Here is a 6,466-nt window from a genome sequence, read left to right as displayed (position 1 = left end):
AGCTCAGCCGGAGTCACGTCGAAGGCCGGGTTGAAAACGTCCGCGTCGGCCGGAGTGATCGCCGTGCCGGTGAACATCCTGAGTTCGTCGGGCGTGCGTTCCTCGATGGCGATCTCGGCGCCGGTGGCGAGCGACCCGTCGACCGTGGACGAAGGCGCGACGACGACGAGCGGCACGTGGTGATGATGCGCCGCGATGGCCAGACCGTAGGTGCCAATCTTGTTGGCGACGTCGCCGTTGGCCGCGATCCGATCGGCGCCGACGAGCACGCAGTCGACGAGGCCGCGTGCCATCGCCGCCGCGGCGGCGCCGTCTGGCTGCACCCGGTATGGCACGCCCGCCTGCGCCAGCTCCCACGCCGTGAGACGGGCACCCTGCAGCAGTGGACGTGTCTCGTCGACCAGCACCGACTCGACCAGTCCGCGCTCGTGCAGGTGCCAGACGACGCCGAGCGCGCTGCCCCAGGCCACGGTGGCGAGACGACCGGCGTTGCAGTGGCTGAGCAGCCGCAGCGGGCGACGATCGCATAGTGCGAGGACGATCTCCGCGGCGTGGGCGGATGCGGCGCGGTTGAGGCGTTCGTCCTCGTCGAGGATTTCTAGCGCTTCGGCGAGCACGGCTTCGGCGCCCTCGGCGAGTTTCTCGAGCGCGCGCGCGACGCCCCAGCTGAGGTTCACAGCGGTCGGTCGTGCCTGCGCGACTCGTTGGGCCGAGGCCCGGGGGTCGCCTCCCTCGCGGGCCGCGAGCACAACGCCAAGCGCGCCGGCCGCGCCAAGCGCCGGGGCGCCGCGCACGGCCAGGCGGCGGATCGCGTCGATCAGCTCATCGACGGTGCGCAGACTGAGAACGCGGTATTCGGCCGGCAGCGCGGTCTGGTCAATGATCGTGACCGCGTCGCCGTCCCAGTCGATGGTCCTGCGCACTAGCCGACCCTAGCCCTCGGTTAGCCGGCGCCGGTGATGCTGATCGGGCTGTGCCCGCGCAGGTCGGCGACGGCTTTGCTGTGCACGCCGCGACTTCCAGCGCTTCGATGCGTTGAAGAACATGCCGTCGTCCTCTCTGCCAACCTCATCTGAGGCAACCGCCCACTGACAATTAGTGACCCGAGGGCGGGAATGGAGAGATTCCCCGAATGACCAGCAAGGTCACCACATTGCTTGGCAGTGCCCCAGCTCGGTGGAGCTAGACCGCGGCCCAACCGCCGTCGACCGACAGCGTCGCGCCGAGGATATTCGACGCGTCGTCGCTTGCCAGAAACACCACGGCGGCCGCAACTTCGGTCATGGTGCTGGCGCGTCGGGACGGAACCCGGGCAAGCGCCGGAGCGATGTACTCGGCGAATTCCGCGGACCGCTCGGTCAGGCTCGGGCCCGGCGCCACGGTGTTGACCCGGACGCCCTGCGGACCGTATTCGTCGGCCCAGGACTTGGTGAGCGAGTGGATGGTGGCCTTGGTGGCACTGTAGAGCGCGGATCCGCCCATACCGACCAGCCCGTTAATCGAGCCGATGTTGATGATCGAGCCGCGTCCACGCTGCGCCATCGCCGGCGCGATGCTCCCGGTGAGCAGGAACGTCGCGGTGACGTTGACCGCGAATGCGTCGCGAATCAGCTGCTCGGGCACATCGGCTGTCGGCGACGGCGCAAGCAGTAGTGCGGCGTTGTTGACCAGGATGTCTATCCGGCCGTGAGCTGCCGTTGTCGCCTCCGCAGCGAGCCGCCGCACCTCATCGGTGCCGAGTCCCAGGTCGGCAGGGACGAACGCCGCTGCGCCACCTCCCGATTCGATATCGGCGACGACGTCCTTCCCGCGCGCCGCATTACGGCCGCTGACGACGACGAATGCTCCCTCCGCCGCGAGTGCGGCGGCGAATGCGGCGCCGAGGCCGCCAGTTGAACCAGTTACCAGGGCGGTGCGGCCTGCCAGCCGCGTATTATTTGGACTCATGAGTCCATATCATCTGCCGGAAAAATTGGACTTGCAAGTCCAGAATTTGACGGCCAAGGGTCTGGCGACGCGACGGCGCATCATCGAGGGCGCCGCCGCCGAGATCCGTGAGCGCGGCGTCGCCGTCACCACGCTCGACGATGTGCGGGCGCGGACTCAGACTTCCAAGAGTCAGGTTTTCCACTACTTCCCGGGCGGCAAAGAACAGCTACTGCTGGCGGTCGCACAGCACGAGGCCGAAATGGTGCTCAGCGACCAGCAGCCGTACCTAGGAGCGTTGACGTCGTGGGCAGCCTGGCAGCGCTGGCGCGATGTGGTCATCGATCGCTACCGCCGCCAGGGTCAGCAATGTCCGCTCGCCGTCTTGATGTCTGAAATCGGCCGCACCACAACGGGATCCCAGGCCGTAACGACCGCACTGATGCGCCAGTGGCATGCGGAGATCGCCGCGGGGATCCGGCACATGCAGCGAGAGGGGAAGATTGCTTCGGGCCTTGATGTGGATCGGTCGGCGGCAGCGCTGCTGGCCGGCATCCAGGGCGGCGTCGGCATCATGCTGTCGACCGGCGACCTGGGCTATCTGGAAGCGGCGTTGGATGTCGGCATCGACACGTTGCGTCGCGGCTAGCACAGTTCGTATACCGCGTCGATACGGACGCCTGTTTGATCGCTTGGGGCGGCTCAGTGTTCGGGCTCTGTCGGTCCGTTTCAATCTGAACTTCGTGACGTTGCTGCGGCGGTGAACGATTCGATGTGGTCGATCATGGTGTGCAGTGCGGTTTCGAGGGGTTCGCTGTCGCGGAAGGTCTTGGTGAGCAGCAGACCGCCCTGCAGGGTGATCAGCAGTGCCGTCGCAAGTCTGTCGGCGTCGGTGCCGGGCAGGAGTTCGCCACGGTCCTGCATGGCTCCCAGGCCGGCGCGGATGGCATGTTGCCAGCGCCGGTAGCCCATCGCGAGGTCTTCGCGTGCGTCGGTGTCGCTTTCGGCGAGTTCGTTGGCCAGTGTGCCGAGTGGGCAGCCGCCGCGGAAGTCGTTGTTGCGCTGGAATGCGACGATGGAGTCTGCCCAGGCGCGCAATGCGTCGAGGTCGTCCAAGCGCGCCAGCGCGGGTTCTTGGATCCCGAGAATGGCGTCTGTCTGGTAGCCGATGACGGCGCGGGTGAGGGAGCGTTTGTCGGCAAAGTAGTGGTAGATCTGGGATGCGCTGACGCCCGCCGCGAGTTGGACATCTTCGGTGCTGGTGCCAGCGACCCCACGGATGTACATCAGGTTGGCTGCGGCGGCCACGATCCGGTCCCGGGTGGCACGCCCTTTTTGGGTGACCATCTTTAGAAGACTACCGATTCTGGAGTTGACAATCCAGAAACGTGATGCTTTTGTGGAGTGATCATTCCAATCCTGCGAGAAGGCGGTCCCATGACAACACATTCACCCAGCATCGGCGAGCAGGTGCAGACGTACATGACAGGTCCCGCTGCCGCACTGCCCCCGGAGGTCATGGGTGCGTTCGCCGCTGAACAGGTCGACCTGGATGCCGCGGGTGTGCCTGCTGCGGTGAGCGCACCGGGTGCGGTGATGCCCGACGGTGAGTTGCTCGATGTCCACGGTGCCACCACATCGTTGGCGCTGGTGCGAGGCGGTCGACCCGCGGTGGTGGTGTTCTATCGGGGAGCGTGGTGCCCGTTCTGCAACATCGCGTTACGCACCTATCAAGCCGAACTGGCGCCAGCCCTCGCCGACCGGGGGGTCGCCATGATCGCGGTCAGCCCGCAGAAGCCCGACGGGTCGCTGACCGTAGCTGAGACCAATGAGTTGTCCTACGCGGTCGTGTCCGACCCCGGCAACCAAATTGCCTCCGCGCTGGGCATTCTGACCGAACCGTCGGCAAACGCCCTCGCAGCACAGGAGAAGGTGGGATTGGACCTGGCCGAGCAGAACGCCGACGGCGGTCGGACCTTGCCGATGCCCACGACGGTGGTGGTGGATCACACCGGAGTGATCCGCTGGATCGACGTGCACCCCAACTACACCACCCGCAGCGAGGTGCCCGATATCCTGGCCGCGGTGGACGCGCTGAGCTGACCTGCGCGCAGCTCGCCGAAATGTGGTGTGCCGGTCAACGACTGAGAGTGGCCAGCCATTGCGGTTCGTCGCTCTCGCCGACCATCACCAGTTGGTTTTGGAGAGCGGCGAGTGCCGGGGCGATATTCGTTTCGAACCACTGGTCGTTGATGCGGATGCTGTATTCGCGGCCCGTTGCTTCAAGGAAACATGCAGTGGCCGCCATCGAGCATGATGTTCATGCCCGTGAGGTAGTCGGATTCGGACGAGGCGAGAAACACGGCGACCGGGCCGGCGTCTTTCAGCGGATCGCCGAAGCGTTGCAACGGAATCGTCAGCGTCATGGCGGCCATGCCTTCCGGGTCCGCGCGCTCGAAGGTTTCCATGGCGTCGGTGCGGATCATCGGCGTGATGACATTGACGTTGATGCCATGCGGCCCCCACTCGCGGGCCGCCGTCCGCGACAGCCCGCGGATCGCTTCCTTGCAGCTGTTGTAGGCGGCGGAACCGGCGTAGCCCATGATGCCGAATTCGGAGGCGAAATTGATGATCTTGCCGCCGCGTCCCTTCATGTGTGGGAAGACGGCCTTCATCCCCCAGAGGGTCGCCCGGACGCCGGTCCGATATGTGTACTCCCACTCGTCCTCGTCGAAAGTCTCGAGCGGCTGGATCACCGGGGCCGGAGCGGGCTTCGCGGCGGTGCCGAAGCCCTGCGCATTGTTCGCAAGAATGTCGACCGAGCCGAACTCCGCCAGCGTGCGATCCACCATCGCGAACACCGCGCCGCGATCGCCCACGTCGACCGTGACACCACGCGCCGTTCCACCTGAAGCCTCGATCTCGGCGACCACCTCGCTCACCGTGTGACTTGAGCGCGAGGCCACCATCACCTTCGCCCCTTCCACCGCGAAGGCCCGCGCGATCCCGCGGCCGATGCCGCGACCCGCACCGGTCACGATCGCGACCTTTCCGCCGAGCCTGCCCGTGATCGATTCACTAGCTGCATCCATGTATCACGACTCCCAGATCGAAGACTGCGATATTATATCTTAGCCCCGTTTACCGGAGAGTTAGTGTACTTATGCCGCGCGTAAATTACGTCGGCCCTCGGCTTCGACCGTCCATGAGGCGCGTGGACGGGGCGCCAACGCAAGCAATCTGCCGGACCATCTACGTCAGTCGGGGCTGACTCCTGCATTGGTCGCAGCGGTGATCGAGGCGAGGGCGCCGGCTTTGTTGACCACCAGGGCACCTTCGAATATATTTACTATCCAGACGTTCAATGAATACATGGTGCCGGTCTCATCGCAGCCGCGAGGCGAGTGTTCGGGGTCGGGCCGGGCGCTAGCGACGAATCGTTCACCCCGGGTGCGCTGCACGACTGTTTGGAGGAGACCCGATGTTGCGAGCGAGGCGCACTGTGCGTATCGCTATAGCAGGTGCAGGGCTGGGGGGCGTCGCCACGGCGGTCAAGCTGAAACGCGCCGGCATCACGTCGTTTACGGTGTTCGAACGCAAGGGCGGCGCGGGTGGGGTCTGGCGCCAGAACACCTATCCGGGATGCGAGGTCGACGTCCCTTCCCACGCCTACTCATTTTCGTTCATGTCCTACGACTGGTCGGGCACTCACGCCAAGGCGCCGGAATTAGAGCGCTACGTGCAGGATGTCATTGACGAGTACCAGATCCGTGAGCATTTCGTATTCGGCTGCGGAATCGACACGGCGATCTGGTCGGAAGACCGCGGCGCCTACACCGTGGTCACCGACGACGGCCAACAGCTGGAATTCGACGTGGTGGTGTCGTGTGTCGGGATGCTCAGCGACGCCAACTGGCCGCAGTTGCCGGGTTTGGACTCGTTCGCCGGGCCGGTATTCCACACCTCTGTATATGAACACGAGCATGACTTGGCCACCGCGCGGGTCGGGGTCATCGGTACCGGATCGACGGCATGCCAACTGGTTCCCGCGCTTGCACCGCAGGTTAAACACCTGCGGCTGTTTCAACGAGAACCCGGCTACGTTCTTCCCAAGCCATCGCGTCCCTATACCGCCGACGAGAGAGCGCAATGGGTCAAATATCCGTGGCGCCAGAAGTGGGATCGGTTTCGACTGTTTCGGGGTGCACGCCGGGTGCGCGACGCCTTCAAGGCGGACAGCGACTACCAGATCAGAAGGCGCAAGTCCTGCCAGAATTTCATCGCCAAGACGATCGATGACCCCGAGTTGAGGAAAACCCTCACTCCCGATTACCCATTCGGGTGCAAACGCCCGATCTTCGCTTCCGATTTCTATCCGTCACTCAACAGAGACAACGTCTCGGTGACCCCAGCCGCTGTCGTCGAAGTCATGCCCGACGGTGTGATTGACGCCACCGGGACCTTCCACGAACTCGATGTACTCATCCTTGCGACAGGGTTCAAAGCGACCGAGTACTTGCGGACCCTCAACGTGCGGGGC

At 64.9% G+C, this 6,466-nt stretch carries 8 protein-coding genes; 3 read left to right on the top strand and 5 right to left on the bottom strand.

Annotated elements, in window-relative coordinates:
• Together mtnA and VNW74_RS15215 are read right to left on the bottom strand one after the other, a co-directional pair.
• A partial coding sequence (gene mtnA / locus VNW74_RS15220) for an S-methyl-5-thioribose-1-phosphate isomerase (RefSeq protein WP_325678214.1) occupies positions 1-923 on the bottom strand: 923 nt, incomplete at its 3' end.
• A gap of 259 nt (positions 924-1,182) precedes the next feature.
• Positions 1,183-1,947, bottom strand: coding sequence for an SDR family NAD(P)-dependent oxidoreductase (locus VNW74_RS15215; protein WP_325678212.1), 765 nt, complete (start codon positions 1,945-1,947; stop codon positions 1,183-1,185).
• Between VNW74_RS15215 and VNW74_RS15210 the strand changes: the two genes are divergently transcribed.
• A complete protein-coding gene (locus tag VNW74_RS15210; RefSeq protein WP_325678210.1) occupies positions 1,946-2,575 on the top strand; it encodes a TetR/AcrR family transcriptional regulator in 630 nt (209 codons plus the stop codon). The genes VNW74_RS15215 and VNW74_RS15210 overlap by 2 nt on opposite strands.
• An 80-nt stretch (positions 2,576-2,655) precedes the next feature.
• On the opposite strand, the gene VNW74_RS15205 is transcribed toward VNW74_RS15210, so the two are convergent.
• Positions 2,656-3,273: a TetR/AcrR family transcriptional regulator gene (locus tag VNW74_RS15205; RefSeq protein WP_325678208.1), complete on the bottom strand. Its 618-nt coding sequence runs from the start codon at positions 3,271-3,273 to the stop codon at positions 2,656-2,658.
• A 90-nt stretch (positions 3,274-3,363) separates the two neighbouring features.
• Between VNW74_RS15205 and VNW74_RS15200 the strand changes: the two genes are divergently transcribed.
• A complete protein-coding gene (locus VNW74_RS15200; protein ID WP_325678206.1) occupies positions 3,364-4,029 on the top strand; it encodes a peroxiredoxin-like family protein in 666 nt (221 codons plus the stop codon).
• Between the two features lie 34 nt (positions 4,030-4,063).
• Here VNW74_RS15200 and VNW74_RS15195 read toward each other — a convergent pair whose 3' ends face one another.
• Together VNW74_RS15195 and VNW74_RS15190 are read right to left on the bottom strand one after the other, a co-directional pair.
• The gene (locus VNW74_RS15195) at positions 4,064-4,234 is read right to left on the bottom strand and encodes a hypothetical protein (RefSeq protein ID WP_325678204.1); all 171 of its coding nucleotides are present in this window, start codon (positions 4,232-4,234) and stop codon (positions 4,064-4,066) included.
• Positions 4,209-5,018, bottom strand: coding sequence for an SDR family NAD(P)-dependent oxidoreductase (locus tag VNW74_RS15190; protein ID WP_325678202.1), 810 nt, complete (start codon positions 5,016-5,018; stop codon positions 4,209-4,211). Before VNW74_RS15190 ends, VNW74_RS15195 begins: the two co-directional genes overlap by 26 nt.
• Positions 5,019-5,407: 389 nt before the next feature.
• On the opposite strand from VNW74_RS15190, the gene VNW74_RS15185 reads away from it, so the two are divergent.
• The coding region (locus tag VNW74_RS15185; protein WP_325678200.1) for an NAD(P)/FAD-dependent oxidoreductase at positions 5,408-6,466 on the top strand (1,059 nt) is incomplete at its 3' end.

It is taken from the genome of Mycobacterium sp. (assembly GCF_035570115.1).
Classification (GTDB): Bacteria; Actinomycetota; Actinomycetes; order Mycobacteriales; family Mycobacteriaceae; genus Mycobacterium.
This window is presented reverse-complemented; position numbering and strand designations above follow the sequence as displayed.